This is a genomic window from Hymenobacter sp. BT18 (assembly GCF_012273015.1).
Lineage (GTDB): Bacteria > Bacteroidota > Bacteroidia > Cytophagales > Hymenobacteraceae > Hymenobacter > Hymenobacter lutimineralis.
The window spans coordinates 410,154-434,905 of sequence record NZ_CP050954.1; the positions used below are offsets into that span (position 1 = coordinate 410,154).

General features: G+C 59.7%; 18 protein-coding genes and 1 pseudogene. 10 read left to right on the top strand and 9 right to left on the bottom strand.

The genetic code is table 11. From position 1 onward, the window contains the following. Positions 1 to 27: 27 nt before the first annotated feature. Positions 28 to 924 (bottom strand): UDP-2,3-diacylglucosamine diphosphatase, encoded by an 897-nt coding sequence (locus HER32_RS01790; RefSeq protein WP_197748857.1) that lies wholly within the window; start codon positions 922 to 924, stop codon positions 28 to 30. 193 nt (positions 925 to 1,117) lie between these two features. On the opposite strand from HER32_RS01790, the gene HER32_RS01795 reads away from it, so the two are divergent. Continuing rightward, on the top strand, positions 1,118 to 1,669 hold the full coding sequence (locus tag HER32_RS01795; RefSeq protein ID WP_168680066.1) for a hypothetical protein: 552 nt from the start codon (positions 1,118 to 1,120) through the stop codon (positions 1,667 to 1,669). Positions 1,670 to 1,752: 83 nt separating this feature from the next. Here the strand turns inward: HER32_RS01795 and HER32_RS01800 are convergent, their stop codons facing one another. Continuing rightward, positions 1,753 to 2,268, bottom strand: coding sequence for an NUDIX hydrolase (locus HER32_RS01800; protein ID WP_168680068.1), 516 nt, complete (start codon positions 2,266 to 2,268; stop codon positions 1,753 to 1,755). Positions 2,269 to 2,437: 169 nt separating this feature from the next. Between HER32_RS01800 and HER32_RS01805 the strand changes: the two genes are divergently transcribed. Next, entirely contained in the window at positions 2,438 to 3,850 is a 1,413-nt protein-coding gene (locus HER32_RS01805) for a DEAD/DEAH box helicase (protein ID WP_149072281.1), read from the top strand. A gap of 132 nt (positions 3,851 to 3,982) precedes the next feature. After that, positions 3,983 to 4,459, top strand: a complete 477-nt coding sequence (locus tag HER32_RS01810) for a hypothetical protein (RefSeq protein ID WP_168680070.1) — start codon at positions 3,983 to 3,985, stop codon at positions 4,457 to 4,459. 107 nt (positions 4,460 to 4,566) lie between these two features. Here HER32_RS01810 and HER32_RS01815 read toward each other — a convergent pair whose 3' ends face one another. The 3 genes from HER32_RS01815 to HER32_RS01825 all read right to left on the bottom strand — a co-directional run bounded on the left by HER32_RS01815 (position 4,567) and on the right by HER32_RS01825 (position 8,008). After that, on the bottom strand, positions 4,567 to 4,737 hold the full coding sequence (locus HER32_RS01815; protein ID WP_168680072.1) for a hypothetical protein: 171 nt from the start codon (positions 4,735 to 4,737) through the stop codon (positions 4,567 to 4,569). 665 nt (positions 4,738 to 5,402) lie between these two features. Continuing rightward, the gene (locus HER32_RS20380; protein WP_168680074.1) at positions 5,403 to 6,002 is read right to left on the bottom strand and encodes a helix-turn-helix domain-containing protein; all 600 of its coding nucleotides are present in this window, start codon (positions 6,000 to 6,002) and stop codon (positions 5,403 to 5,405) included. Positions 6,003 to 6,268: 266 nt separating this feature from the next. Next, on the bottom strand, positions 6,269 to 8,008 hold the full coding sequence (locus HER32_RS01825; RefSeq protein ID WP_149072278.1) for a murein L,D-transpeptidase: 1,740 nt from the start codon (positions 8,006 to 8,008) through the stop codon (positions 6,269 to 6,271). Positions 8,009 to 8,302: 294 nt separating this feature from the next. On the opposite strand from HER32_RS01825, the gene HER32_RS01830 reads away from it, so the two are divergent. Together HER32_RS01830 and HER32_RS01835 are read left to right on the top strand one after the other, a co-directional pair. Next, a complete protein-coding gene (locus HER32_RS01830; protein ID WP_168680076.1) occupies positions 8,303 to 10,105 on the top strand; it encodes a M1 family metallopeptidase in 1,803 nt (600 codons plus the stop codon). A gap of 73 nt (positions 10,106 to 10,178) precedes the next feature. Beyond that, positions 10,179 to 11,126, top strand: a complete 948-nt coding sequence (locus HER32_RS01835; RefSeq protein WP_149069351.1) for a cyanophycinase — start codon at positions 10,179 to 10,181, stop codon at positions 11,124 to 11,126. Between the two features lie 77 nt (positions 11,127 to 11,203). Here HER32_RS01835 and HER32_RS01840 read toward each other — a convergent pair whose 3' ends face one another. Next, the gene (locus HER32_RS01840; protein WP_149069350.1) at positions 11,204 to 12,211 is read right to left on the bottom strand and encodes an isoaspartyl peptidase/L-asparaginase family protein; all 1,008 of its coding nucleotides are present in this window, start codon (positions 12,209 to 12,211) and stop codon (positions 11,204 to 11,206) included. Positions 12,212 to 12,360: 149 nt separating this feature from the next. Here HER32_RS01840 and HER32_RS01845 point away from each other — a divergent pair, with 149 nt between their 5' ends. The 3 genes from HER32_RS01845 to HER32_RS01855 all read left to right on the top strand — a co-directional run bounded on the left by HER32_RS01845 (position 12,361) and on the right by HER32_RS01855 (position 14,511). Next, positions 12,361 to 12,777, top strand: a complete 417-nt coding sequence (locus HER32_RS01845; RefSeq protein WP_149069349.1) for a DUF3127 domain-containing protein — start codon at positions 12,361 to 12,363, stop codon at positions 12,775 to 12,777. Positions 12,778 to 12,977: 200 nt separating this feature from the next. Beyond that, positions 12,978 to 13,832 (top strand): SDR family oxidoreductase, encoded by an 855-nt coding sequence (locus HER32_RS01850; protein ID WP_168680078.1) that lies wholly within the window; start codon positions 12,978 to 12,980, stop codon positions 13,830 to 13,832. 49 nt (positions 13,833 to 13,881) lie between these two features. Next, positions 13,882 to 14,511 (top strand): RNA-binding domain-containing protein, encoded by a 630-nt coding sequence (locus tag HER32_RS01855; RefSeq protein WP_168680080.1) that lies wholly within the window; start codon positions 13,882 to 13,884, stop codon positions 14,509 to 14,511. Between the two features lie 446 nt (positions 14,512 to 14,957). On the opposite strand, the gene HER32_RS01860 is transcribed toward HER32_RS01855, so the two are convergent. After that, a complete protein-coding gene (locus HER32_RS01860) occupies positions 14,958 to 15,485 on the bottom strand; it encodes a DinB family protein (RefSeq protein WP_149069346.1) in 528 nt (175 codons plus the stop codon). A gap of 570 nt (positions 15,486 to 16,055) precedes the next feature. Between HER32_RS01860 and HER32_RS20385 the strand changes: the two are divergent. Together HER32_RS20385 and HER32_RS01870 are read left to right on the top strand one after the other, a co-directional pair. Next, positions 16,056 to 16,154, top strand: a pseudogene (locus HER32_RS20385) (YkvA family protein); the annotation flags it as partial. Between the two features lie 384 nt (positions 16,155 to 16,538). Beyond that, a complete protein-coding gene (locus HER32_RS01870) occupies positions 16,539 to 18,809 on the top strand; it encodes a S46 family peptidase (protein ID WP_168680081.1) in 2,271 nt (756 codons plus the stop codon). 119 nt (positions 18,810 to 18,928) lie between these two features. On the opposite strand, the gene HER32_RS01875 is transcribed toward HER32_RS01870, so the two are convergent. Together HER32_RS01875 and HER32_RS01880 are read right to left on the bottom strand one after the other, a co-directional pair. Further along, entirely contained in the window at positions 18,929 to 21,460 is a 2,532-nt protein-coding gene (locus HER32_RS01875) for an Ig-like domain-containing protein (RefSeq protein WP_168680083.1), read from the bottom strand. Positions 21,461 to 21,527: 67 nt separating this feature from the next. Further along, positions 21,528 to 24,515 (bottom strand): glycosyl hydrolase family 18 protein, encoded by a 2,988-nt coding sequence (locus tag HER32_RS01880; RefSeq protein WP_168680099.1) that lies wholly within the window; start codon positions 24,513 to 24,515, stop codon positions 21,528 to 21,530. Between the last annotated feature and the right edge of the window lie 237 nt (positions 24,516 to 24,752).

Sequence of the window (24,752 nt, forward strand, 5' to 3'; positions counted from 1 at the left end):
CCCGACCGGCAAGATGCGGCAAATTTTCTATTCCTGCGCAGGCGCCGGGCGCAGGCTGAGCTCGGCCAGCAAGCCCTGCAGCAGAGCGGCCGGGGCGGCATCGGCAGCCCGGTCGGTATCGTCTGCCTCGTCAGCACTGGGGTCGGGGGCCGAGAGCTGCATACGCGGGTCGTCGGCGTAGCGGTACAGGTGCCAGCCTTCGGCCGCGGTGTACTCCAGAGCGGTGAGGTTTTCTATCCAGTCGCCGGAGTTCAGGTACTGGACCGGGCCATGGGCCGTAGTCAGCGTTTTGATGTCGGGGCAGTGAATGTGGCCGCAGGCCACGAACTGGTAGCCCCGCTCCCCGGCAATGTCGGCGGCAGTCTGCTCGAAGTCTCCCACCAGGCGCACCGCGCTTTTCACCCGGTCTTTCACCGCCTTCGACAACGCCACGCGGGGCCGGCCCAGCTTCTGCAGCCCAAAGTTGACGAGGCGGTTGAGCAGAATCAGCAAGTCGTAGCCGTGGCCGCCCAGACGGGCCAGCCAGCGGGCGTGGCGCATGGTCACGTCGAATACGTCGCCGTGGAAAAACCAGGCCCGGCCATGGGGCAGCTCCAGCACCAGCTTGTTGTCGATGGTGAGGGCCCCGAGGCGGGTGCCGGCAAATTTGCGCAGCAGCTCGTCGTGGTTGCCGGTGAGGTAGTAGATGCGGGTACCCTTGGCGGCCAGCCCGGCCAGGTGGCGCACGACGCGCATGTGCGCGGCCGGCCAGTAGCTTTTGCTGAACTGCCAGATATCCACAATGTCGCCGTTGAGCACCACGGTTTGGGGTCGGATGCTTTTCAGGTACCGCAGCAGCTCCGCGGCGTGGCAGCCGTAGGTGCCCAGATGCACATCCGACACCACCACTACCTCCACGCGACGACGACGCAATTTCCCTTTCATAGGCAGACTGTTACAGCGGGCACAACCTGCCCGCAAAGCAACAGCACGCACAGCCAGAAGAAGTTATGCGGGCATTATGTGTGCTTTATGCTTGCGTGAACCGGCACGCCGATAGTGCGGGTGTGCAGGCACTTTCTTACCTTTGTCCAGTAAATACGGCTCTTCAACTTCGTTTTGTCTAATTATTTCTTGCATGAAACAGTTTTTCCTCCTGCTGGCTCTGTTCTCCACGCTGGCTGCCTCGGCCCAGGTGAAAACGGAGCGTAAAAAGTACCTGCGCCCGAAAAAAGACGAGGAGTGCCAGTACGTGCAGAACGTAACCAAGAACACCGATGAGGACGCCGAAGTATCGGCCAGCGTGACGCGCCTGGCGTACCGGCCCTACACGGAGTTGCTGCTGGAACTGAACGAGCAGCGCAAGTACAGCACCTGGGCCGACTCTGCCTACCAGCGCCGCCTCAATAACCTGCCGGCCGGCGGGGTGCTGATTGTGACAATGCTGCGCCGGGGCTCCACTAATGCCAACCCCTCTTACCTGAGTTTGGTGGTAAAGGATAAGGACGAAAAAGAGCTGCTCAACATTCCCTCCCTACCCGATGGGGACGGCCGCTTCTGGAACCGGGACCTGTATAAGAGCCAGCGCACTATCCCATTTGTTAAAACTCCCGAACCCCAGGCTTTGCGCGTTATTATCAATGACGCCAAGCTGAAAGAAGACTTCGAGTACATCGTAAACACGCAGTAAGCATACAGATATACCCAAATGAAAAGCCCCGTTTTCACCTGAAAACGGGGCTTTTCATTATATACACAAATGAGCAACATGGTTTATTCTCGGCGTAGCTGCGCCCATTGCACGGCAGCATAGGTCTTGGCATCCAGGAAGCGCTGCGCCAGCATTTCCTCCCAGGTCAGGGCCACGACATCCAGCTTTTCGCCCTCACTGGCCAGCCCTCCACCGGCTCCCGTTTGCTGGCTGACCTCGGCGTAGAATACGCTCATCAGCTCGGCGCTGGTGCCGGGCGAGGCGTAGAACTCGGCCAGGGGCTCCAGGTGGTCCACGTCGTAGCCCAACTCTTCCTGCAGCTCCCGCCGGATGGCTATTTCGGGACTTTCACCGGGGTCGAGCATGCCGGCCGGAATTTCCAGCACCTGGTCTTCGGGACCAATACGGTACTGACGCACGAACAGGTAGCGCTGTTGCGTGGTATCCAATACCAGGGCTGCCACGGATTTGCCCGGCTCGAACCGTTCCCGCTTGTGCTGCTCGTCGCCGTCTTGCAGGGTGAGCAGGCGTAGCTTGAAATGGCCGTCGTAGACGAGTTTCTGATCGGTGATTTGCATAAGAACAAAGGGCTACTGGCCAGCGCCAGGAAGTGAATAGCTACCGAAGTATACTGCCCGCGGCCGAGCACTGGTTGCCTGCCGGGAGCATTTGCCACAAATATGCGACCTTTGCCCACTCATTGCGGCCGGCGTTCCTCTTCGGAGCCAGGCCATTTTTTTCTGTTTGATGTCTTTCGACGACCTGAATTTAATTGAGCCCATCCTGCAGGCCTTGCAGGAAGAAGGCTACTCCACTCCCACCCCCATCCAGCAGCAGGCCATTCCGCACGTGCTCGAGGGGAAAGATCTGCTGGGAGTGGCCCAGACGGGAACCGGCAAAACGGCCGCTTTCACCGTGCCCATTCTGCAGGTGCTGCACCAGACCGCGCTGGTTGAGCGTCATTCGCAGTCCCGCATTCGCTGCCTGGTGCTGACGCCCACCCGCGAGCTGGCCATTCAGATTGGGGAAAGCTTCGCGGCCTACGGCCGCCACCTGAAGCTGCGCCACACCGTCATCTTCGGAGGCGTGGGCCAGATGCCGCAGACTTCGGCCCTCAAACGCGGCGTGGAGGTGGTCATTGCCACGCCCGGCCGCCTGCTCGACCTCATGAACCAGGGTTTCGTGGACCTGCGCCATCTGGAAGTCTTTGTACTGGACGAAGCCGACCGGATGCTGGACATGGGCTTCATCCACGATATCCGGCGCATCCTGCCCAAGCTGCCGGCCCGGCGCCAGACGCTGTTTTTCTCGGCTACCATGCCTCCGCAAATTCAGGAGCTGGCCAATACCATTCTGCGCCCCAACCCGGTGAAGGTGGCCGTAACGCCCGTGTCGAGCACGGCGGATACGGTAACCCAGGCCGTATACTTAGTCGAGAAGAACGACAAGCCGGCCCTGCTGGAACACGTACTTGGCGACCAGCAGATTCGGCGGGTGCTGGTGTTTACGCGCACCAAGCACGGCGCCGACCGCGTGGTGAAAACCCTGGCCAAGGCTAATATCCCGGCCGAAGCCATTCACGGCAACAAGTCGCAGAACCACCGGCAGCGCGCCCTCAGCAACTTCAAAGCCGGCGCCACCCGCGTGCTGGTGGCCACGGATATTGCCGCCCGGGGCATTGACGTGGATGAGCTGACTCACGTAATCAACTACGAAGTCCCCAACGAGCCCGAAACCTACGTGCACCGCATCGGGCGCACAGGCCGGGCCGGGGCGCTGGGTACCGCTCTCACCTTCGTGGAAGACGAGGAGCGCGCCTACCTGCAGGATATTCAGAAGCTCATTCGGCGTCAGCTGGACGTAGTGGCCGATCATCCTTACCAGACTAAGGATGTGGCGCCCGTGCTGCTGCACGGCGGCGCCCCCATCAAGCGGCCCAAAGGCCCCGCTGGCCGGGCCCCACGCCCCGACCGCGGCCGGCCGGAAGGAACCAGCCGTCCGGCGCGGGACAGCAGCCGCGCCCCGCGTGAGCGGGAGCAAAGCAGTGCCCGCCGCCCGGTAGCGGGAGCAGCCGGTAGCAAGCCGGCCGGCTCGGGCGCCAGCGGCGGGGCCCGGCGCCGTTTCCGCGGCGGTAGCGGCGGCAGTACCTCGGGCCGCTAAGGCTTGATATGCCCTTTGAAAGCCTCCCGCTGCGAAGTCAGTGGGAGGCTTTTTTGTGGCCGGCTGAAACAAAATGCTTCCACCAAGTATTTAAAGGAAACAGACTTGTCCATTTTTTTCCTTCTTCTGACCATGGCGAAGAGCAACTTGGCCGTACTTGAGGCCCTGCGCACTACCGCGCATCGTTTACAGACGCAGGCACCCTATCAGTGGGGCCATATGGGCAGTTGCAACTGCGGCCACCTGGCCCAGACGATTACCCGGTTAAGCAAAGCGGAAATTCACGCCCGGGCGCTACAGCGCTACGGCGACTGGGATCAGCAACTGCAGGATTACTGCCCCACCAGCGGTCTGCCTTTCGATGAAACCATTGACGAAATGCTGGCTTTGGGCTTCACCCGGTTCGATCTGGCTCACCTGGAACGCCTCTCCGACCCCAAAATTCGCGCGGCGATACCGTTTGAGCGGCGCAATGCGCTGCGGCACAATAATCGCGAAGATGTGGTGCTCTACTTAAACACCTGGGCAGCCCTGCTCGAGGACGAGTGGGCCGCTCAGCAGCCGCTGCCCTCCCTGGCGCTTGAGCCCGTGCTGGCAGGCGTATTGTAGCCCACAACCCTAAACACAGGAAAGCCCCCCGAAATGCATCGGGGGGCTTTTTTGTAGCCAGTACCGCAAACGGCTTAAGCCAGCCGTAGGAGCGGCGTATACGCTGCTTAGTAGTTGGTATTGCTGCGCTGCGCCTCGCGGTACATTTCGGTGCGGTGGCTGCGCTTATAGGCGGCATCCGCATTAGGGTCTTTCTCCGCGTCGGGAGCCTGCTCACAGGACGTTAGAAACAAAGAAGCGCCGACGGCGGACAGCAGAAGCAGACGGAATTTTTTCATGCCCCAAAGGTAAGCACCATCATGCGTTCTGCCAAGCCTTTCCCGGTGTAGCGCAGCTGGCGGTAGCCTCTGGCTACGCGCTGTCGGAGAAAAGCCCTTCTTATCATTTGTAAATCATCCACCCCGCTTCTACTCATCGCGTCCAAGAGCAGGGGCTGCTAACAAACGTAATTTACTTTTGAAAACCACAAGAGGCATTGCATAAGGCGGCAGGCAAGTTGTTTAGGCAAGGCCAATTCCATTAGCGTGGCATAATTGCAGTTTTCACACCCGGTCTTACTGTTAATGTTGTTAGCACAACTCCTTCGAATAGCTAGTATGACAGAAGGCCTGATCTATTGTTGTTTTATTGACCTTACATCACAGGTCTTTTTGCTACTTTTACGTAAATCATTACACAAGATTCTATTATATAATTAACTGAAAAACAACTACAAACAACACATATAAGCAACTCTTAGCTAAATTTAATAACAGGTATATTTAGTAGAACTATTCCCGTTATTTACCTATCACACATCCTAAGGAAGATGAGTCACTTAGCTCTGAAATAATGAGAGCAGCTAGGTAGATTTTTCAACACTGACAAATTGCATTCTACGCCTGTACCCTGGCATAAGCCCATAAGGTATTGCGTTACCCTGCCCCTCAAAAGCCTAACTCTTTCACTCAGGCTGAAAAGAGGAGAAGGTGCCGTCCTGGTAGAAGATAACAATACGCCGGATGGCTTTGTCTGGTTCGGCCAGGTCCTGAAGCGGTATAGATTGCCTGGGGCTGCTGGGGCTGGCCGGTGGTGCCACTGATCCGGCAGCCAGCGGTGGCGCTGGAGCCTCTTGAGGCAAAGCAGCTACAGGGCGCGGTAGGGCTGGCTCTGGTGGTAGCGGGCTTTGCGGGGCGTAGGCCTCTGCAGCAGCTGCCGCAAGCTCTGCTGAGGCGGGCCTACCGGCTAGTACCGCCACCACTTCCGCGGTAGTCGTGGTAGGCGAAACCGACTGCGGCCGGTTTAGCGCTTTTTTGATTGGTTTTTGGCTTTGTACTGGCTTTACTGCTTCCAAACCAGTCCACATAGCCCCGGCGCCCGTTAGAAGCCAAGGCAGGGCTAGATCGGGAAATGCGTTTATCACCTTTTGAATCACTTCCAGACTTGGCTTATTGCGCCCGCTCAGGATGTGACTCACGATTGGGCGGCCTACGCCGATAAAGTCAGCAAACTGCGTGGGGGTGAGCTGCCGCTCTGCTAACAATGCCCGGATTCGCTCTACCATGTTGCCCGTGTTTGAAGGATTACAAATGTACGAAGCTCGGAGGCTTTGTAGTGCGTACACCCCTCGACTTGCAATGGTTTACATATGTATTACAAATGAAAACCCTGATTACAATTGTAATACATATGTAAACTGGTGTTCTTTCTCCTTGCTCCTGCCTGCTTTGTTGGTAAAGAAGCGTATCCTACCAAGTCCAACAAAAAGCCCGACCTCTATGAAAGAGGTCGGGCTTTTTGTTGGACTTGGTAGCTCCCGTTTCAAATAAGCTAGTCGAAATATTCGCGCGCCAGGGATTTATCGTGGCCGTAGATGTCTTCCCGGAAATGCACCTTGCCGGCTTCATCTACCCAGGAGGTAAAGTAAACCAGGTACACGGGCAGCTTCTCGGGCAAGGCTACGTACTGCTCCTTGCGCTGGGAAATTACGTCCAGGATTTTGGCTTCATCGTAGCCGCTCTTGTTGCGCAGCAGGTATTCGGCCAGCTTGATGGGTTCCTCTACCCGTACGCAGCCGTGGGAGAAGCCCCGCTTTGTTTGGTTGAACAGCTCGTCGTGGGGCGTGTCGTGCAGGTACACGTCGTTCGAGTTGGGGAAGATAAACTTCACATCCCCCAGGTCGTTCTTGGGTCCGGGCCGACGGCGGAGGGTATACTTCCACGTTTTCTCGGTCAGGTTTGCCCAGTCCACGGAGGTAGGATCTATGGGCGTTGCCTTGGCTCCCGAGCCCTTCACCACTTCCATATCCAGACGGTCGAGGGTACCCACCGGGTTATTGGTCAGGTTAGCACGCATCTCTTTATCGATGATGCTGTAGGGAACATTCCAGTACGGAGCCAGCACGACATACTCCATTTTGTCGCTGAAGACGGGCGTTGCGTTGAGGGCCTTGCCAACAATAACGCGCATGTCGAAAACCTCTTTGTTATCCTCGATAACGTGCAGTTTGTAGTCGGGAATATTCACCAGCAGGTAGTCCGCCTCGAAGCGTTTGGGTATCCAGCGCCACCGCTCCATGTTGAGGGTAATCTGCTCGATCCGGCTTTGGATAGGCACGTTCAGTTGCTTGAGGGTTTCGCCCCCTACTACCCCGTCCGGCTTCAGGCCATTCAATTCCTGGAACTCTTTTACCGCGGCTACCAACTCACCGTCGTACTTAGGCGCAGGCGCGGCGCTGGCTCCACCGTTCGACACGGGTACGGCTTGCGCCGTAGCGGGTGCCGGCTTATTGAGCAGGCGCTGCTGCAGCAGTTCGACGGTGGGCGAAGAGTCGCCAGGCTTGAGCTTGGTGGTAGCCGGAAGCTGCGCCCAGCCACCCTGGCGCTGCAACTCGCGGTAGTCGGCCAGGGCTTTTTTCAGCCGGTCGTACTCCGGGTGCAGGGGTTCAAACTCGTAATAAGGATAGGTACTTTCGCGCTCCTTGAGAATGGTCATGAGCGCCTTGTGCAACTTTATTTTGTTGCGCTTCACCTGCCAATCGATGCTTTTTACCTCGCGCGGGTTTACTGTACCGCGGTAAAAGTCAGACGCCCAATTAAAATACGTACCCGATAGCGCGACGTCAATCTGCTTTTCCAGCGCATTACGCTTGGTGGTATCCATCTGAGCCGCTTCGAGCTCGGCAAACAGCTTATCGAAGTCCTTGACTTTGTAGTCTTTAGGATCAAGGCCTTCTTCGCCGGCCTTATTAATGACGCTCAGCATCGTTTTGGCCTGCGGCACCAATTCATGTCCCCGGAACCAGCCCAGGCGGAAGTCACGCTCCCGGTAGAATTTCTTGCCCCACTCCAGCTGGTCTTTGAACGCGGGCTCCGCCAGCATCTGGCGCACTACATATACACTGTCGAGCTTAGGCTGCGGCCCACCGGGTTTACCGAGGGTGCCGGGCAGGGCGGCCTTCATCTTGTTCTGCTGGTCCTGGCTGCACGAGGCAGCCGTGGCCAGCAGCGTCAGGCAAAGAAGCCAGCTGAGCAGGGTAGAAAAAAAGACAGAAACAACAGGTACTTTCATGAAGTCGAACGGTGTAAAGCCCAAAGGCCAGTAACGGAAAACATCCGGCGGCAGTCGTGCAGGCAGTCTGGCCCGAACGGCTGAGCCGGCTGCGCGTTCTACTCGAAACGCCTTCCGAGGGTTACCAGCCTGCTTGCGCGGGCCTTTAGCACCAGCCGGCAAGATAGCCGTTTTCATTCGCCTTACCTATACCCTGGCCGGTGCTTGTCGGCCGGCGGCGGGAAGCCCTTTTACTATATTTGCCCGGTCTCCCCAACCTCTTGGCTTCTCACCTCTCCAGCCTTTGTTTTCCTGATGTCTGCTCCTTTCTCTAGTCCGCAAGATCCGCACAGCTATGCCCGTCCCGCCGACGTACGTGTGCACCACCTGACGCTGGACCTTGCCGTGGACTTCAGCACGCGCACACTTGCGGGTCAAGCCACCTGGTTGCTGGAGCACTTGGCGGGTTCCAGCCAGGAGCTTTGGCTCGACACCCGCGACTTGCACATCGACGCCATCAGCCTGAACGACCCAGCCGGCCCGGCGCTTGCCTGGGCGCTGGGCGCTGCCGATACCATCCTCGGGCAGGCCTTGCGCATCGAGCTGCCGGCCGGGGCCGGGGCCGTCTGTGTGCGGTACCGTACTACCCCGGGCGCGGCGGCGCTGCAATGGCTGAGCGCCGAACAAACGGCCGGCAACCAGCCCTTCCTCTTCACCCAGTCGCAGGCCATCCTGGCCCGCACCTGGCTGCCCTGCCAAGACTCGCCGGGGGTGCGCTTCACCTACGACGCCACCGTGCGAGTCCCCACCGACTTGCTCGCCCTGATGAGTGCGACCAACCCGCAGACGCGCAACCCGGGGGGCGAATATACTTTCCGGATGACGCAGCCCATCCCGGCTTACCTCATGGCCCTGGCGGTGGGCGACGTAGCCTTTGCCCCGCTGAGCAGCCGCACCGGGGTATATGCCGAGCCGGCCACCTTGCCCACCGCCGCCAGCGAATTCCGGGATCTGGAACAAATGGTAGCGGCGGCCGAAGAGTTGTATGGTCCCTACCGCTGGGAGCGGTATGATTTACTGGTCTTACCCCCTTCTTTTCCTTTTGGGGGCATGGAAAACCCTCGATTAACATTTGTAACACCTACCATTCTGGCCGGGGACCGAAGCCTGACCAGTCTGGTAGCCCACGAGCTGGCCCACTCCTGGAGCGGCAACCTGGTGACGAATGCTACCTGGAATGACTTCTGGCTAAACGAAGGCTTCACGGTATACTTCGAGCGGCGGATTATGGAGAAGCTCTACGGCCGCCCCTACGCCGACATGCTGCAGGTGCTGGGCAACACGGCCCTGCACCACACCCTGGCCGAACTGGGCGAAACCTCCCCCGACACCCACTTGCAGCTGAACCTGGCCGGCCGCGACCCAGACGAGGGCCTTAACGAAATAGCCTACGAAAAGGGCAATTACCTGCTGCTTACCCTGGAGCAGCTAGTAGGCCGCTCCCGCCTCGACACCTTTATTAAGGAGTACTTCACGCGCCACAGCTTTCAAGCCATGGATACGGAGTCGTTTGTGGCTTACCTGCGACATGAGCTGTTGGACGCGGAGCCGGGGCTGGAAGAGAAACTAAACCTGCAGGCTTGGTTAAACAAGCCGGGTATTCCGGCGGGCGCACCCCCGGTACACTCCACCCGCTTTGAAGCCGTGGAGGCCGCGCGCCAGGCGTGGCTGGCCGGCACCCCGGCCGCCGACCTCAGCACAGCCGCTTGGAGCAGTCATGAGTGGGTGCATTTTCTGCAGGGCCTGCCAGCTCTCCTTTCCTCGGTGCAACTAGCCGAGCTGGATGCGGCCTTCGGCTTTACGCACTCCGGCAACAACGAAATACTGGCTGCCTGGTTTCCGCACGCACTAGCCGGCAACTCCCCCAGCGTGACCGAAGCCCTGGAAAAATTTCTGACCCACGTTGGGCGACGTAAGTTTCTGGTGCCACTTTACAAGGCGTTACTTGCAGCACCCAATGGCCGCCACCGTGCCCAGGCCGTATACGCGCAAGCTCGGCCTAACTACCATTCCGTAGCGCGGGGTACGCTGGATGAGTTGGTGGGGCCGCCCCGGTAACCTCCTCTGAGATGGCGCGAACCTTGCTTGAGCGCCGGTTCTTTTCTCGATTCTGAAAATTATAGTACGACAGTTGAAAACAGTAAAACCCCTCGGTAAGCTGATTGCCATCGGCGGCAACGAAGATAAAGGCACCTACTCCAGCGCCCGGGTGCGCAAGAAATACTACCTCAACTTTTTTGAGTTGGGAATTCTGAAGCGGGTCGTCACGGAATCGGGCAAGGTCGACCCGCGCATAGAGGTAGTGACCACGGCCTCCATGATTCCAGAGGAAGTGGGCGAAATCTACCGGTCGTCCTTTACCATGCTCAATTGCCACAACGTGGGCGTGATGGACATTCGTACCCCCGAGGACGCCCGGCAGCCGGAATACCTGGAACGCCTGCGGTCCTGTGACCTGATTATGTTCAGCGGCGGCAACCAGTCCCGGCTCAAGGAAATGTTCGGGGAAAGTGAATTCCTCGACCTGCTCACCACCCGCTACCAGACGGAGCCCAGCTTCGTAATGGCCGGCACCAGCGCGGGCGCCATGGCCATGTCGCACATGATGATCCGGGGCGGCAGCGTGCCCGATGCACTATTGAAAGGCGCCGTGAAAATGGGCCACGGTCTGGGACTGCTCAACAATGTGGTTATCGATACGCACTTCGTGAAACGCGGCCGTTTCGGGCGCCTGATCGAAGCCGTCAGCCTGTACCCCAAGCTGATTGGCATTGGCCTGGGCGAGGACACCGGCATCCTCATCACCGATGGCAACGTCATCGAAACCATCGGCTCGAACCTGGTTATCATTATGGATGGCAAAAGCATCCAGCACAACAACGCCCCGGCCGCGAAGAAAGGCACGGCCCTTTCAGTAGAGCACATGACCATGCACGTGCTGGCCAAAGGCAATGTATACAACATGCAGCAGCGGCAGTTTTACGTAGACCGCGCCACCCACGACGCCGCCTTGGCGGCGCCCACCGAAGCCAGCCCTTCTCCGGCCCCGGGCTCACCTCCCAGCCCGGCCACAACTTAAGCCAAGCAAGCGGGCTTCCCAATGGGAAGCCCGCTTGCTTTTGGTCGTTTTCGTGTGCCTATATATATAAGGAGTAGCTAGTCGCGGTAAATACCCACGTACAGAGGAGAGGTAGCTGTCTGGCTGGCGCGGTACATGCCTTCAGAATTGAAGGGCAAAGCCACATTGCCGGCGGCATCCACGGCTACCAGTCCCCCTTCCCCGCCCATGGGAGCCAGCTTGTCGTGCACCACCACGCGGCAGGCCTCGGCCAAACTCAGGCCCCGGTACTCCATCAGGCAGCTGATGTCGTGGGCCACAACGGCGCGCAGGAAAAATTCCCCGTGCCCGGTGCAGCTGATGGCGCAGGTCCGGTCGTCGGCAAAGGTGCCCGAGCCGATGATGGGCGAGTCGCCGATGCGGGAGTAGCGCTTGTTGGTCATGCCCCCGGTGCTGGTGGCGGCGGCCAGGTGGCCGTGCGCGTCGCGGGCTACGGCTCCTACCGTCCCCATTTTCTTTTTGGGGTCTTCGCCCACAAAGGCCGCGGGCTCGGCCAGAGGTGCATCTACGGCGGGCAATACGGTTTCGGGCTTTTTGGCTGCGCTGTGGTCGAGGCGCATGCGCCCTTCCTGCAGAGCTTCCTGAAGCTGGTCGTAGCGGTGCTGGGTGAAAAAGTACGCAGCCGGCTGCGTAGGCAGGCCATGTTCCCGGGCCAGCTCATCGGCCCCGGGATAAGCCAGCAGCACGTGGTCGGTTTTTTCCATCACCAGCCGGGCCGCCCGGATGGGGTTCTGCACGGTGCGCACCCCGGCCACGGCCCCGGCCGCCCGGGTCCGGCCATCCATCAGGGCGGCATCCATCTCGTGGTGCCCTTCGTGGGTAAACACCGCGCCCCGGCCGGCATTGAAAAGTGGGCAATCCTCCAGGCTGCGCACGGCCAGCTCTACGGCATCGAGGGCAGAGCCGCCCCTCGCCAGCACGGCGTAGCCGATTTCCGTGGCCTCACGCAGGGCGAGTTGGTAAGCTTGCTCTTTTTCCGGCGTCATGAGGGCGGGGGAAATGGTACCGGCTCCTCCGTGCAGGGCCAGGGCAATGGGTGGGTTCATCAGCAAGGAAAAAACTTGGGGAAAGAAGAAAACGCAAAGCTAAGAAAGGCAGCCGACTGGCTGTTGGGCTCCCCTACGCAGCTAGCCTAAGCGCGTTTTTTTTCGTAGGTTTGATTGACTGTTTTCACTTCCCCAAACTATTCTTTCTTATGGCTTACGATGCTACCGGCCGCCTGCACGAAATCTTCGACGAACAGCAGGTGAGCGAGAAATTCCGCAAGCGCGAATTCGTGCTGGAGGTTGTAGATGGCCAGTACCCTGAGCATATCAAATTCCAACTGGTACAGGATAAAACGGCCCTCATCGACCAGTACCGCGTGGGCGACGAGGTTAAAGTAACCTTTAACCTGCGTGGCCGCGGCTTCAACAAGAATGGCCAGATGCTGTACTTCACGAACCTGGAAGCCTGGAAAATTGATGCCGCCGCTGGTGGAGCCGCTGCTCCTCAGGGTGGAGGCAACTACCAGCAAGCTGCTCCCCGGCCAGCCGCCAATCAGAATCCGAACCTGCGGGCCCAGCCGGCAGCCCCCATTGCCTCGGACGACGACAACGACCTGCCTTTCTAAGCACCGCACCTTGCTGCGTGCTACCCAAAGTGCCGCCCATCCCGGGCGGCACTTTTGTTTTCTCGGGTTTGACGTAGAAACTACAACGGCCGGGCCTGGTTTTATCGTTTAAACCTGGGCGCCCTGCCCCTGGCCTGCCTTGGCCAGGCTTTTTTCACGAGCAAGTACCTAGTATGGCAGTTCCTGCGTCAGAAGTTTCAATGCGTGGCAAGACCGTGCTCCTAACCGGCGCCACGGGCGGCCTTGGCACGGCTACGGCCCTGGCACTGGCCCGCCGCGGCGCCCACCTGCTTTTGGTAGGCCGCAACCAGCTGAAGCTGGAAGCACTGCTCGCGCAAGTGCAACAGGCCGGAGCCACAATGGGCGGCAGCGCCGAAATCTTGGTGGCTGATTTGTCGTTGCTGGCGCAGGTACAGGAGCTAGCCGAGGAAGTAACGCGCCGCCACTCGCAGCTGGACGTGTTAATTAACAATGCCGGCATTATGGGCGGGCCGCACACCATCACCAGCGAAGGCCACGAGCTGAGCTGGGTGACCAATCATTTGGCGCCCTTTGTGCTTACCAACCTCCTGCTCCCGCTGCTGCTGGCAGCGCCCCAAGGCCGCATCATCAACGTAGCGTCGGAGGCGCACTGGCTGGGGCAGATTGAAGCCTCCCGGGAAGTGCGCAACGCCCGCGGCCGCTACAGCGGCATTACGGCGTACTGCGACTCCAAGCTGGCCAATATTCTTTTTACAAATGAGTTGGCTCACCGCCTCGACCTGACGGCCATTACGGCCAACAGCCTGCACCCGGGCGTGGTGAATACCGACTTGGTAAACGGAGAAAAGCCCCCACTGATGCGGGCGCTCTGGTGGCTGGCGAAGCCCATCATGGTAACGCCGGAGCGGGGTGCCCGCACTACGGTATACCTGGCCAGCTCACCGGAAGTGGCCCGCGTAAGTGGCCGTTACTTTAAAAACAGCCGGCCGGGCCGCTGCGCCGAGCGGGCCAGCAACCGGGCTGAGGCCAACCGACTGTGGCGCATTTCGGCCGAGGAGACGGGAATCGAGTAAGGGTCAGCTTCAAGTACCATTCTTCATACTTAATGTGTAGCTGCAAGCCATGACAGAGTTGCAGGAACTGATTCGGCAGGGCGAAGGCGAACGGCTGGAATTTAAGAAGCGGACCACGCACCCCACGCGCATTGCCCGTACCCTGGCGTCGCTGGCCAACACGCACGGCGGACGGGTGTTGGTTGGGGTTGATGATGATGGCCGCATTGTGGGTGTGCGCGATGCGGAAGAGGAAATGTATCAGCTACGCGAAGCCGCAGCGCACTACATCGATCCGCCTTTGCACCTGCGGTTTCGGGAAGTTGAGGAAGATGCGCGGGTGGTGGTGGTGGTAACGGTTCCCGAAAGCTCCCACAAGCCGCACCGTGCCCAGGTGGCGGAGGGCGACTGGCGGGCCTACGTGCGCGTGCGCGACGAAAGCGTGCAAACTAGCCAGCTCACCGAAAAAGCCTTGGAACGCCAGGAGCCCGAAGCTCCCCGCCTGGAAAGGCTACCACTGAACAAAGAGGAACTAGCCGTGCTAGAATACTTGCGGCAGCACCCGCGCATCACGCTCTCCCAGTACATGAAGCTGCTCAACATCGGGAAGCGCCGGGCCTTCCGCACCCTCATCAAGCTTACCCTGCACGGCTACATTAAGCACCACGACAAGGAGAAAGAAGTGTATTATACGCTGTGAGTGGAACGGCGAAGAAGAAAACCGACTAGTGATATACGGGCATGTAGTGCACCAAGCCAGCGTTGAAGCAATCAAGCCGGTACAACTTTACTCTGCACATAAAACGTGAAAGCCCCTGACGCTAGCATAGAAATCAGGGGCTTTCACGTTTTATGTGCAGGGCGGCCCCCGATGATGAGCATTGGTTTGCTCAGAACAGCTTATAAAAAAGCAGCCCGAGTATCTTTCGATACCCAGGCTTCTTGGGGCTATTCCTGCTTGCGGGCGCGGGCGGCTTTTTTCTCGTCTTTTGCGGCTTTTTTCTCTTTTTCCGTCTTCGTCGACTCTTTCTTTTTCTCTTTGCGGGCGTCTTGCGCTTTGGCCATAGTGGTAGGAATGAAAAGGAAGGTGTATGCTGTTTTAACGTGGGGGAATACGCCCGTGTTGTGTGGCGCTAGTTGCTTCTCTTAAGCCAATAGGGGCAGATACCGCTCCCGCAATATTTGCAGGTGATGCGCTTCGTGGCCGGCTAGCATGTATGCCAGGGCCCGCACGCTCACTGGATTGTTGCTGGCAGTACCGAGACGATCAAAGTCTTCCGGGCGCAACGACTCCAGCAAGCACAGCGTAGCGGCCCGCACCGTATCGTATTCATGCAGGATACTTTCCAGGGTACGGGCATCGGCCGCGGAAGCCGGCACGTAGTCGTTCTGCTCAAAACCAGGCAAAGCTGTGGTGTCTCCCCGGGCGATGCGCAGGGCGCGGTAGGCAAAAATACGCTCCGTATCCATAATATGGACCAAACTTTCCTTAATGCTCCACTTGCCGGGGGCGTAGCGCAAGCGGGCTTGTTCGTCGGAAAGGGTTTGTACTAGCTGGCGCAACTGACCGAGCTGATCCCGCAACTGTTGCAGCGGATCGGTGACAAGTCGAACGTAGGTTTCGTAGTACGGCGCGTACTCGTTGCTGGCCGGACGGGAAAGTGGAGTGCTCATGGAGCGAAAGTACAGGAAAGCCGTAATTTTCAATGCTCGCGCCGAAAAACCCTGGCTTTGCCGAGGCAGGGAAGCTACTCCCGCTCTCCGGGAAGGGCTGGCCAATCAAGGCCCCAACGAAGGCACCGCCGGGTAGCGGAAGTTGCCAGTGTAGTCAGGGCTGTTGCTCGTCCGGCTCGAATGAGGGCCGGGCGCAGGTACGGAGGCACGGTTTCTTTTGCGCTTACGACACTTTCCGGCTAAGATGAATGCTTAGCCCCACAACACCAGCCGAGCTTAAAACGTACACCGGGCTCATCCCTAACTTCCTTACGCATGGCTTCCCTGGTTGAAAAAGGCCTTTCTATTTCCAAAAACGCACTGTTCAGCGTATTTCTTAATCGCGCCGGCAAACTACTGGGGCGTCCCTTCAAGGCCGTGCTGGTACTGAATGAAGTTGCCAACAAGCTGGCCAGCAAAGACAGCGGCAACAACAAATTCAGGCAGCTATTCGACGTAGCCCGCACCGTGGTGCGCCTTGTGCGCAACTACATCAGCGGCGACTACCGGCAGATTGAGACAGGCACGATTGTCTCGGCGCTGGGCGTGCTGCTCTACACCCTCTCCCCCGTGGACTTGGTGCCGGACTTTATCCCGGTGGTAGGCTTTCTGGACGACCTGGCCTTGCTGAGCTGGTTTGTGGAGAAATTCCAGGGCGAAATCACCCGCTTCCGGGAGTGGGAACAAACCCACGCCGCCGAGGAAGCAGACGATATTCCGGCCGCTTCCCGCATCCCCAAAGCCTCGAATACCAACGCCCAGAACGGCCCCGCCGTGGCCGAGCTAGGCCATTCGTAAACTAATCTTTCGTTTTCAAGGACATTCGTCCAAATCACAAAAACGAAAAACAGACAACGCAAAGCGCCCGGCCAATAGTGGTCGGGCGCTTTGCGTTGAATCACCCGGCGAGACACTGCCCCTTTCCGCGAAACACTGCGGGAAAGTCCATTACCCAGCTGCTCTCTGCGTATTTTTACCGCCTGCTTTCCACCCATTCCCCTTTTCACGTCCCCAATGCCCATTCGCACCCGGCTGGCTCTGCTGGCCCTTACGCTCTTCACTGCCTTTTCCGACGCCCGCGCCGACGAGGGCATGTGGCTGCCGCTGCTGCTCAAGCAGCTCAACGAGGCCGACATGCAGAAAAAAGGCCTCAAGCTCACCGCCGAGCAGATTTACTCCGTCAACCAGGGCAGCCTGAAAGACGCCGTGGTGCAGTTTGGCGGCGGCTGCACCGGCGAAATCATCAGCGCCGAAGGGCTGCTGCTCACCAACCACCACTGCGGCTACGGCCAGATTCAGAGCCATTCGTCGGTGGAAAAAGACTACCTCACCAACGGCTACTGGGCCATGTCGCGGGAGCAGGAACTGCCCAACCCCGGCCTCACGGCCACTTTCATTGTGCGCATGGAAGACGTGACGGCGCAGGTGCTTACCGGCGTGCCTAGCACCGGCATTCTGGAAGCCCAGCGCGAACTGCTGGTGCAGCAGAACATGCAGCGCGTGGGCCAGGCGGCAGTGCAGGGCACGCACTATCAGAGCTTTGTGCGGCCCATGTTTAACGGTAACGAGTACTACCTGTTCATTACGGAAGTATTTCAGGACGTGCGGCTGGTGGGCGCGCCGCCGAGCAGCATCGGCAAGTTCGGTGGCGACACCGACAACTGGGCCTGGCCCCGCCACACCGGCGACTTCAGCTTGTTCCGCATCTACGCCGGCCCCGACAACCGGCCGGCCCCCTACTCCCCGGCAAATAAGCCCTTCAAGCCCCGCCACCACCTGCCCATTTCCCTGGCCGGCGTGCAGCCTGGCGACTTCACCCTGGTATTTGGCTTCCCGGGCCGCACCAACGAGTACCTCACCAGCTGGGGCGTAAATGAAACCTATTCGGTGTCGAATCCGGCTAAAATAAAAGTGCGCGACGCCAAGCTGAAGGTGCTGGCCGCCGATATGCAGGCCTCCGATAAAATACGCATTCAATACGCGGCCAAGTACGCCAGCTTGGCCAACTACTGGAAGAAATGGATAGGTGAAAACCGGGGTCTGCGCAAGCTGGATGCCGTGCGCGTGAAGCAACAGCAGGAACAGCAGTTTCAGCAGTGGGCCGAAGGGGGCGACGCCGCGCGTAAAGCCGCCTTTGCGGGTCTGCTGCCCGAGCTGCAACAGCACTACGCCACCGGCCGCGACTACACCCTGGCCCGCGACTACGTAACCGAGGCCGCCTTGGGCATGGAGTTGCTCAGCTACGCCAACTCCCTGCTGCCGCTGCTAGACCTCATCGACAAGAAAGTCCCCCCCACCGAGCTGACGGCAGCTGTGGAGAAAGCCCAGAAGGGCTCTACCGGCTTCTTCCGCAACTACAGCGCCCCCACCGACCAGAAAGTAGCCGCGGCCCTGCTCCCGCTCTACGCCGAGGGCACGCCTTCTGCCCTGCTGCCGCCCACCGTGCAGACTTTGCGCCAGCAGCATACCACCCCAGCCAGCTGGGCCGGGTACGTGGCCCAACTCTACGGAAAGTCGCGTCTGACTTCGGAGGCCGGGGCCCAGGCCGTGCTGGCCGAGGTAGCCCAGGGCAAAGCCGACGCCCTGCGCCAGGACCCAGCCGTGCAGTTGGCCTCGGCCATCATCACCACTTACCGCCAGCAGGTGCTGCCTACGTATAATAAGGCCGCCGAAAATATTGCGCTGCTCCAGCGCACCTACGTGGCGGGCTTGCGCCTGCAGCAGCCCCAGCGCAAGTTCTACCCCGATGCCAACTCCACCCTGCGCGTGGCCTACGGACAAGTAGCTGGCTACCAGCCTGCCGACGGCACCCGCTACGAGTTCTACACCACCCTCGACGGCATCATGGAAAAAGCCGACCCCACCAACCCCGAGTTTGAGGTGCCAGCCCGCCTGGCGGAGCTCTACCGCAACAAGGATTTCGGCCCCTACGCCTACAAGGGCACCGTGCCTGTGGCCTTTATTGCCACCAACCACACCACGGGCGGCAACAGCGGCTCCCCCGTCATCAATGGCCGCGGGGAGCTGATTGGCACCAACTTCGACCGCAACTGGGAGGGCACGATGTCCGACATCATGTACGACCCCGACCGGGTGCGCAACATCACCCTCGACGTGCGCTACATGCTGTTCGTGGTGGACAAGTTCGCCGGCGCCGGCCACTTGGTCAAGGAAATGACGCTGGTCGGCAGCACCGCCGAATCCTCCTCCCCGGCCTCTGAAGGCAAAGTGAAGAAGATGAAAGTAAAGCAGAAACGCACCAAGGCTGAGAAAATAGAGGCATAGATGCTCTTAACATATTAATCGAGTACTAAGCCTGAGTTACAGCAATGGACCAGGATTTTCTCTACTTGAACAAAAAAGGGAGCCCCAAAAGGACTCCCTTTTTTTGCATGTACAGTTGGTTAGTTATTCACGATTTTCTGGGTGAAGGTGCTGCCACCAGCTTTTACTTTCAGCAGCAGCAACCCTTTCGGCAGATTGGGCAGCACCAGTTGCAGGCGCTTATCCCCTTTATAGGAATACGTTGATGTCTGCCCGCTGGTGTTTACTACCTCCACCGTTACCTCGGGGTAATAGCCATCCAGCTCAAGCGTCAGGCGGCCACCCTGGGTGGGATTGGGGTAGATGGAAACGCCCAGAGCGGGTTTGGTGGTAGCAGTTATGGTACGGGCGCCGGTGCAGGGGCCCACCAGCTGCCAGGCGCAGTACTGACAGCTCTGCGTGAGCGGGTCTTCGTTCTGGGTCCACCACTTGGCCTGGTACACATTGCCCCCCCGGCTGGCCTGCATGCCCACCGTATACACCCCCGTGGCCGTCCACGCTGCCACACTGCACGTGCCCGTGCCGCTGGTGACCGTTACACTCACAGCCGAAGAAGTCGTCACAGCGCCGGCATTATCAGTGGCCCGAGCGGTAATAGAATAGGTGCCCGCAGCCACGCCACTCCAGCTGTAGCTGTAGGGGCTGGTCAGGTCCTCGCCCAGCTTCGTGGCGCCCTGGAAGAACTCCACCTTGCTCACCGTGCCATTGGCATCCGCCGCGTTGGCATTAATCGCAATGGAAGCCGGTGCCGTGAAGCTAGCGCCGCTCGTGGGCGAGGTCACGCTCACTGTGGGCGGGGTGTTGGTGCTCGTCGTTACCGTCGAGAAGGTGAGCCAGTTCACGTTCGTGCCCGTCGAGGCCGCGGCATACAGGCGCAGGGTCTGCGTACCGGCCGGCAAGCTCACGTTCGCGCTCAGCGTCTGCCAGTTCTGCCAGCCGCCCGTGTTGCCCACGTTCACGGAGCCCAAGACCGTGCCGGCACTGGTGCGCAGCTGCAGCGTGGCTCCGCCGTTGGCTGAGGCTACCCGCAGCTCCAGCTTGTAGGTGCCGGCCGTAGCCACATTCACGTAATAGTCGAGCCAGTCGCCGGTCTCGTACCAGTCTACGTTCTGGCCCCCGCCCGTGTCGGTGGTCGTTTCCTTGTCCGTGCCCTGCTGCGCGGTGTAAGCTTCGGCTTCAATCTTGCCCGGTATGGCTTGGGCCACGGGCGTCGTGCCCGTTACCGTCACGCTCACGGCCCCGGAAGTTGTTACCGCTCCTTGGTTGTCCGTGGCTTTAGCGGTGAGCGAATACGTGCCCGCGGCCACGCCCGTCCAGGTGTAGGAGTAAGGCGAAGACGTATCCGTACCGAGCAGGGTCGTGCCATTATAGAACGCTACGGAGCTCACGGTGCCATTGGCATCTGCTGCATTCGCATTAATCGTGATGCTGGCCGGCGCCGTAAAGCTCGCCCCAGCAGCCGGCGAGGTCACACTTACCGTCGGTGGTGTATTCGTAGTATTGCCCAGGGTGCTGAAGAAGTTGTAAGCGTTGGTGGCAAATGGGTTACCCTGGGTATTGTCCCAGTTGACGGACCACGTCATAATGCCCCGCAGATTGGGGTAGGTAGAATTGAGCACGTACTGTCCGCCGTAGCTGATGCCCTTCACCAGGTAGTTCAAGGCTTTGGTGACATCGGCCGGCGTTACGTAGCCCCCGGCAGGGGCAGCTCCGTTGCCGGTTGCTGGCAGCCCGAAAGCCACCTGATCCTGCCGTAGGGCGGGGAAAAAGTTATCGGAGTTGCGGGCCACCGGGAAGCCCTTGAGCAGCATATCCGTCATGGACACGATGAAATCGGCCGTGCCCTGGGAGTAGATTTTATCATCCAGCGCGTTCTGGGAGCCGGTGTTGTAGTACTGCACGTGCACGAACGTGAGCAGGTCGCGCAGCCCGTACAGGATGGGTAAGTAGCCTCCAAAAGCTGTACCGTAGTTGCCGTAGCCGCCCTGCACGTACTGCACTTCTGGGGCCGAGGTCAGCCAGAAGTCCTTGCCCTGTCCGCGAAAAAACGTAGTCAGTTCCCGGGCCGCCGTAACCAGGTTGTTGATCTTGGGCGTGGTGGAGCTTTTAAAGTTTGTGTCGCCGGAGTTGAGAATCACTGAGGTGCCTTCCAGGTCAATGTCAAACCCATCGAAGCCGTACTCGGTGATGATGGCTTTCATGGACGTCACAAACTTGTCCTTGTCGGCGGTGGTGTTCAGTTCCACGGGCGCATCGGCCCCGCCTATGGAAATCTGCACCCGGCGGCCCTGGCTTTGCAGGGTGCGCATGTCGGCAATGAACTCGGCTTTGGATTGCATGACCGGCGCAAAAGTCATGGTCATGTCCCCGTAGGCCACGGGCACGGCAAACGAAATGTTGATGACGTTGTAGCGCGAATCCACATCGCGCAGGCGGATGTAGGGGGCCATGGCGTTGTTCCAGTTGTGGAAATAACCCACAATTACGCGGCTCTGGGCCAGTGACACGAAGCTAAGACACATCAGGGCGCATAGGGAAGCCAGGAAAAAGCTCCAGGCACGGGCACGCGGGGGCATCAGCCGCCGAAGCGGCAGGCGTTTGGTTGTGTTCATAACGGTAGAAGGAAGTGGTGGAAGAAAAAAATAAGGGGAGCCCCATCCGGAACTCCCCCATGCGTGATTATTGCTTGCTGAGCCGCTTCGTGAACGTCCGGCCATCGGCCTGCACCTGCAGCAGGAACACCCCGTTGGGCAGGCTGGGCAGGCGGAGCGTGATAGCGCGGACGTGCTCGTAAGAAGCGCGGTGACTGCGGCGGCCCATCAGGTCCAGCAGCACCAGCTCCACGTGTTCGTAAGTGGCGCCCAACTCCACTGTCAGCTGTTCGCCGTTTACCAACGGGTTCGGATATACTTTCAATGCCTCGTCCGACTTAGCGGTGGTAGCGGTGATGGTGCGGGCGCCGGCGCAGGGGCCGACGAGCTGCCAGGCGCAGTACTGGCAGCTCTGCGTGAGCGGGTCTTCGTTCTGGGTCCACCACTTGGCCTGGTACACATTGCCCCCCCGGCTGGCCTGCATGCCCACCGTATACACCCCCGTGGCCGTCCACGCTGCCACACTGCACGTGCCCGTGCCGCTGGTGACCGTTACACTCACAGCCGAAGAAGTCGTCACAGCGCCGGCATTATCAGTGGCCCGAGCGGTAATAGAATAGGTGCCCGCAGCCACGCCACTCCAGCTGTAGCTGTAGGGGCTGGTCAGGTCCTCGCCCAGCTTCGTGGCGCCCTGGAAGAACTCCACCTTGCTCACCGTGCCATTGGCATCCGCCGCGTTGGCATTAATCGCAATGGAAGCCGGTGCCGTGAAGCTAGCGCCGCTCGTGGGCGAGGTCACGCTCACTGTGGGCGGGGTGTTGGTGCTCGTCGTTACCGTCGAGAAGGTGAGCCAGTTCACGTTCGTGCCCGTCGAGGCCGCGGCATACAGGCGCAGGGTCTGCGTACCGGCCGGCAAGCTCACGTTCGCGCTCAGCGTCTGCCAGTTCTGCCAGCCGCCCGTGTTGCCCACGTTCACGGAGCCCAAGACCGTGCCGGCACTGGTGCGCAGCTGCAGCGTGGCTCCGCCGTTGGCTGAGGCTACCCGCAGCTCCAGCTTGTAGGTGCCGGCCGTAGCCACATTCACGTAATAGTCGAGCCAGTCGCCGGTCTCGTACCAGTCTACGTTCTGGCCCCCGCCCGTGTCGGTGGTCGTTTCCTTGTCCGTGCCCTGCTGCGCGGTGTAAGCTTCGGCTTCAATCTTGCCCGGTATGGCTTGGGCCCCGGGCGTCGTGCCCGTTACCGTCACGCTCACGGCCCCGGAAGTTGTTACCGCTCCTTGGTTGTCCGTGGCTTTAGCGGTGAGCGAATACGTGCCCGCGGCCACGCCCGTCCAGCTGTAAGAATAAGGCGAAGACGTGTCGGTGCCCAGCAGCGCGGTGCCATTGTAGAACGCTACGGAGTTGACCGTGCCGTTGGCGTCAGCGGCCGTAGCATTGAGGGTGATACTGGCCGGTGCCGTAAACGTAGCCCCACTCGCCGGCGAAGTCAAACTCACCGTCGGTGGTGTGTTTGTTGTTGTACCGGAGGCAAATACTTCGTTTAGCTTGTTTACCAGCGGGGCTTTGGTGCTGGCGCTGTACACGAGCTTGCCGCCGTAGGTCACCGGGTTTACGGCCAAGTCCAGCCAGTCGCCGCTGGCTGTCCAGACGATGACGCCGGCCAGCTGCTGGTCCTTCACATACTGGGCCTTCAACCCTACTGACCGCTCGTTGTCGTAGCTCAGAAAGTAAGTACCATTGGTTTTGTAGGGCACTTTCGCGTTATCGTCCCAGTACTCCGTCCAGCTAGCCGTTTGAGCCACAATGGCTTGGTAGTTGGGCGTGCCGTCCCACACATCTTTAGGCCAGTTGGCGAAGTCGGCGCTGGTCATCACCGGGCCGTCGGGGCTCACGGTTTCGGCGCGCTTTACGGTGGGCGCGTTCAGGGCGGCCGGGCCGTTGGTTACTACGCCGCGGCCGTAAAAGGCCACGCCCAGGTTCACCTTATTCAGTGGAATACCGGCGGCTTTGATGCCCTGGGTGGTAGCAGCCAGGGAGAAGCTGGCGTACTCGGCATTGGGATAATCATACAGCGGCGAGTTGTGCCCGGCCTTGTTCGACCAGCCGCCATTGTAGTCGTAGGTCATGAAGTTGAAGTAGTCCATCGAGCGGCTCAGGCGCGCCCAGTCGAACTGCACAAACTTGGAAGGCACCGCCGAAAAAGCCGCCGTGATGAGCTTACCGGGGCCAATAGCGGCCCGAATATCCTCCACCAGCACAGCGAAGTTGGGGTAGTCCTGGGGCTGACCCGTGAAGTTCATGCCGGCCTGCCCGGGGTATTCCCAGTCCAGGTCGATGCCATCGAAACCCAGGGCAATCAGCTTCTGGCAGTCGCTCACGAAGCGGGCCCGCTTGGCCGGATCGGCGGCCATTTCACCAAAGTGCTTGCTCATGCTCCAGCCCCCAATGGAGGCCATCACCTTCACGCCTTGCTGGTGGGCCAGATCAATCAGCCCCAGCTTGCCGTTTTGCTTGTGGATGGCCAGCGGAAACGTGCCCGTAGCGCCGGTGTTTACGTTCGACCAGCCCCCGGCGGCGTTGCGGTAGCCCAGGGAGTAGGCGTAGCTGCCATCGGAAATGTACTGGATGAGGTCCAGCTCGCCCTGCAGCAGGTACAGGTCCCAGCTGCTGTAGGTATCGGTGTTTACCAGCGGGGCGGGCTGCTGCACGGCCCCGGGCTGGGCAATATTGGCGTTGCGGTAGTCGCCGCTGTGAATGGAGCCATCCACTGCTACCCCAAAAAAGGAGAAGTTCAGCATCGTGTACTGGGAGTAGTCCACGTTCAGCTGGTTGAGGCTGCCTTTGGGAATCAGGCCCGGAATATCCTTCCACGGTCCCCACTGCGTGAGGTAGCCAATAATCTGCTTGTTGTGGTCGGTGCGCTTCTTGAGCACCGGGGGACTCACCTGGGCCGGACTAGGGCCGGGCAGCAGCACGAGTAGCAGGGCCAGCAACGAGAGCAGGCGCTTTTTTTTGACGCGGGCAGCTAAAAGGCGGCGCCGGGCTTCTGCGTGCAGAAGCAAGGAAAGGTGTTTCATAGCTGTGAATTGGTTAATGGTGAAACCAAAAAGTTCAGCAGCAGTGAAGGCAGGCGGCGGGAGTTTCCCCTTTGCTGTCACACTGAGCAATTACGCGTGAGTGGGCCGGTTGCGGAAGGGCAACAGAATGCCGGGATACCGCATGGAAGCGGTATCGGGGAGGCAACCGGGAAAGATGCAAAGGGGGTGCGGGGCGACTATGGGAGCCGCGGGCTAACAACGTTGGGCGTTAGCGCT

What these genes read in the sequence shown, in the direction of transcription:
- HER32_RS01790 (WP_197748857.1), bottom strand. Translation starts at nt 924, where the DNA reads ATGAAAGGGAAATTGCGTCGTCGTCGCGTGGAGGTAGTGGTGGTGTCG.
- HER32_RS01795 (WP_168680066.1), top strand. Translation starts at nt 1,118, where the DNA reads ATGAAACAGTTTTTCCTCCTGCTGGCTCTGTTCTCCACGCTGGCTGCC.
- HER32_RS01800 (WP_168680068.1), bottom strand. Translation starts at nt 2,268, where the DNA reads ATGCAAATCACCGATCAGAAACTCGTCTACGACGGCCATTTCAAGCTA.
- HER32_RS01805 (WP_149072281.1), top strand. Translation starts at nt 2,438, where the DNA reads ATGTCTTTCGACGACCTGAATTTAATTGAGCCCATCCTGCAGGCCTTG.
- HER32_RS01810 (WP_168680070.1), top strand. Translation starts at nt 3,983, where the DNA reads ATGGCGAAGAGCAACTTGGCCGTACTTGAGGCCCTGCGCACTACCGCG.
- HER32_RS01815 (WP_168680072.1), bottom strand. Translation starts at nt 4,737, where the DNA reads ATGAAAAAATTCCGTCTGCTTCTGCTGTCCGCCGTCGGCGCTTCTTTG.
- HER32_RS20380 (WP_168680074.1), bottom strand. Translation starts at nt 6,002, where the DNA reads ATGGTAGAGCGAATCCGGGCATTGTTAGCAGAGCGGCAGCTCACCCCC.
- HER32_RS01825 (WP_149072278.1), bottom strand. Translation starts at nt 8,008, where the DNA reads ATGAAAGTACCTGTTGTTTCTGTCTTTTTTTCTACCCTGCTCAGCTGG.
- HER32_RS01830 (WP_168680076.1), top strand. Translation starts at nt 8,303, where the DNA reads ATGTCTGCTCCTTTCTCTAGTCCGCAAGATCCGCACAGCTATGCCCGT.
- HER32_RS01840 (WP_149069350.1), bottom strand. Translation starts at nt 12,211, where the DNA reads ATGAACCCACCCATTGCCCTGGCCCTGCACGGAGGAGCCGGTACCATT.
- HER32_RS01845 (WP_149069349.1), top strand. Translation starts at nt 12,361, where the DNA reads ATGGCTTACGATGCTACCGGCCGCCTGCACGAAATCTTCGACGAACAG.
- HER32_RS01850 (WP_168680078.1), top strand. Translation starts at nt 12,978, where the DNA reads ATGCGTGGCAAGACCGTGCTCCTAACCGGCGCCACGGGCGGCCTTGGC.
- HER32_RS01855 (WP_168680080.1), top strand. Translation starts at nt 13,882, where the DNA reads ATGACAGAGTTGCAGGAACTGATTCGGCAGGGCGAAGGCGAACGGCTG.
- HER32_RS01860 (WP_149069346.1), bottom strand. Translation starts at nt 15,485, where the DNA reads ATGAGCACTCCACTTTCCCGTCCGGCCAGCAACGAGTACGCGCCGTAC.
- HER32_RS01870 (WP_168680081.1), top strand. Translation starts at nt 16,539, where the DNA reads ATGCCCATTCGCACCCGGCTGGCTCTGCTGGCCCTTACGCTCTTCACT.
- HER32_RS01875 (WP_168680083.1), bottom strand. Translation starts at nt 21,460, where the DNA reads ATGAACACAACCAAACGCCTGCCGCTTCGGCGGCTGATGCCCCCGCGT.
- HER32_RS01880 (WP_168680099.1), bottom strand. Translation starts at nt 24,515, where the DNA reads ATGAAACACCTTTCCTTGCTTCTGCACGCAGAAGCCCGGCGCCGCCTT.